The 2,900-nt window shown below is 37.6% G+C and carries 3 protein-coding genes; all 3 read left to right on the top strand.

Annotated features, from left to right (window positions below; translation table 11 throughout):
• On the top strand, window positions 1–138 hold a 138-nt coding region (locus AC1DND_RS24675; RefSeq protein WP_477585201.1), incomplete at its 5' end, for a DUF1345 domain-containing protein.
• A gap of 681 nt (window positions 139–819) precedes the next feature.
• Window positions 820–1,188, top strand: coding sequence for a BlaI/MecI/CopY family transcriptional regulator (locus tag AC1DND_RS24670; protein ID WP_477585200.1), 369 nt, complete (start codon window positions 820–822; stop codon window positions 1,186–1,188).
• Window positions 1,185–2,738: an N-acetylmuramoyl-L-alanine amidase gene (locus AC1DND_RS24665; protein WP_477585199.1), complete on the top strand. Its 1,554-nt coding sequence runs from the start codon at window positions 1,185–1,187 to the stop codon at window positions 2,736–2,738. The genes AC1DND_RS24670 and AC1DND_RS24665 overlap by 4 nt, the downstream gene beginning before the upstream one ends.
• The last annotated feature ends 162 nt before the right edge of the window (window positions 2,739–2,900 follow it).

Genomic DNA, 2,900 nt, shown 5'->3' with positions numbered 1-2,900 from the left:
ACTTTCCAGGTTTCTGATGTAGAAATTTCAGATCGGAAGATCAGACGGCTTTCCCTTTTACACAGTTTAATCGCCTTTATCTTTAATACCGTAATTGTGGCATTAACCATTAATGCATTGGCTGGTTTAAGCAAATAAGTTTTAGCTAAGGCTTGGAAAACTTACGAAGTTTAGGAAGGCCAAAGCACAGGCGAACTTCGTAAGTTTGGCCTGGTGTGGGCGACACTATAGTAAATTTTAGTATTTTGGAAACGAGCAGTCCAGTTCTTTTGGCGGGCTTCAGTCCCGCTCTCCGTTCCTTCCGGTGAAGAACCGGAACCACTTTGATCGGGTTTAGTTACAAGGGTTAAATGCTTTTGGCCACATGCTAGAAGCAAGCCATTCGGTCATAAACCTGACAAAAGCGAGCATCCCGATTTAAGCACGATTCTTTTATTTTTATTGTGTGCTTGCTTGTTTCACAGGTTTCATCGGGATAAAGCGGATGGCAGGGCTTCATTTGCCAAGAACCACAAGCCGTTTGTTTTCAAATTAAAAATATTAGTGTTTAGGATTTGGAAATGAACAGTCCAGTTCTTTTGGCGGGTTTCAGTCCCGCTCTCCGTTCCTTCGGGTGAAGAACCGGAACCACTTTGATCGGGTTTAGTTATAAGGTTAAATGCTTCTGGCTCCATACCAGAGCAAGCCATTCGTTTTCAAATTAAAATTTACGATAATTTAAGTATTTGTAAATCAGTTATTTAATATTTTAAACTGATTTTTCAGTAATGTAACTTGTTTTTTAGTTGTAAAACTGAAAAATAAGTTATAAGTTTGGGTATGGAAGAATTAACCAAAGCGGAAGAGCGTATTATGCAGGTTTTATGGAAACTGCAAAAGGCATTTGTGAAAGATATTATTGATGAACTGGAAGAAGAACCTAAGCCCCCCTACAATACCATTTCCTCAATTGTTAGGCTTTTAGAGAAGAAAGGCTATGTTAATTATAAGGCCTATGGAAAAACTTACGAATACTTTCCGGCGATTACAAAAGATGAATATGCCAAAACTACCTTTTCGAAATTGTTTTCGGGTTATTTTGATAATTCTCCAACCACCCTTTTATCGTTTATGGTAAAAGAAGAAAAACTAAGTGAAAAGGATATAGAAGAAATTAAAAAAATCATTAACCAAGATCCAAAGTCATGATTTTAATTTACTTATTAAAGGTATCGGCCTGTACCATAATCTTTTTTGCAGCCTATCAGTTTTTACTGGCTAAACTTACGTTTTTCAACCTGAACCGTGCTTATTTATTAATGATGCTGGTGTTGAGTTTTAGTATTCCGGCAGTTACCATCGAAAACCGTCAGGAAGTAATGGTAGCCAGCCAGGAGATTCCGTCAAAAATAGCTTACAGCAACGATGGTTTTGTTGAGCAGGATTTTATAGATGAAGGTAATACTGCCAACACTACCATAAACTGGGATCAAGTGCTCATGTATGGTTACTGCTTGGTTTTAGCCGCCCTTGTTTTTAGAATGTTTTTTATGATGGTACGTATTCAGATTCAATTACGTAAACATGCCATAGACAGAAACGGAGCTGTTATCTTGGTCGATGCGAAATCAACCATAAAAAACTGTTCTTTTTTTAACCAGATTATTGTCGACTCCTCTTTGCAGCACGAAGAAAAGAATCTGGTAATTAAACACGAATACGTTCATGTGAAGCAGTTGCATGCTGTCGACAAACTTTTAGTCAATTTCGTTACTGCTCTCCTTTGGTTTAACCCCATTATTTATTTCTGGCGGAATGCCATCGATCACAATCACGAATTTCTGGCCGACCGTGAAACTTCTAAAGTTGCAGATAAGAAAGTTTATGCTTCCCTGCTCTTAAACCTGGCTATGCCAGCTAAAAATTTAGCCATTAATAGTTTTAGTAAACTTCCACTAAAAAATAGAATCATGATGTTGTATAAAGAACCAAATGCCAAGTTGCAAAAGCTTGCCTATTTAGCCATTGTTCCGGTTTTAATGATCTGCTGTATGGCATTTATAAACCGCAAAGAAATTATTGTTGAGAAAACATTAGCAGGGAACCAGGCTTCGGCAGATGCGCCCATAAAGCCAAATGTTTATGCCATGAGGTATTTAAACAGCAATATTAAGGTTAATCCGAATACTGCTTTTAATGAAGTAGAACCTACATTGGTTATTGATGCCGGCCATGGCGGAAAAGATGGAGCTGTAAGTGCCCTGGATGGACAAAAGGAAAAAGACTTAAACCTAAGGGCGGTAAAAATCCTAAAGGAAGAAGCAGCAAAAAGAGGGATTAAAGTAATATTAACAAGAAATTCTGACCAGTTTATTTCACTTCGCGATCGTTTACCGAAACAAGAGGCTACGGCTTTTATTTCCATCCATCATAATGCAACACTTGCAAATGCCGCTGTACCTTTCGGTGGAATTGAGGTTTATGTTTCGAAACAGAACAGCAATATTAAAACTGCGGAAGATCTGGGGGCTGGTATTTTAAGCAATCTGAAACAGCTTAAAGGGATGGAAGTAAGAGATTCATTAAAAAACGCAAACCTTTTGTTGCTCCGCGAATCTAAAATACCTGCAGTTTTAATTGAACTTGGAAATATTTCGGATAGTAAAACGCTGGAATATATCAATCAGGAAAAAAATATCCGAAGAATCAGCAACCTGATTTTAGATGGATTTGTAGCTTTTTCGAAACGTGGTTGTTAGTAAATTATAGCTATGGAATGGTTAACCTACCTACTCAAAGTTACCGCCTGTACGGTGTTATTCTTTGGCTTCTACCTGCTGGTTTTAAGAAAACTGACTTTCTTTAAAATCAACCGCTTTTATTTTGCTTAGTTTTATTATTCCGGCTTTGCAGTTCGAAGT

Source organism: Pedobacter sp. 01N416 (assembly GCF_056399685.1).
This window is presented reverse-complemented; position numbering and strand designations above follow the sequence as displayed.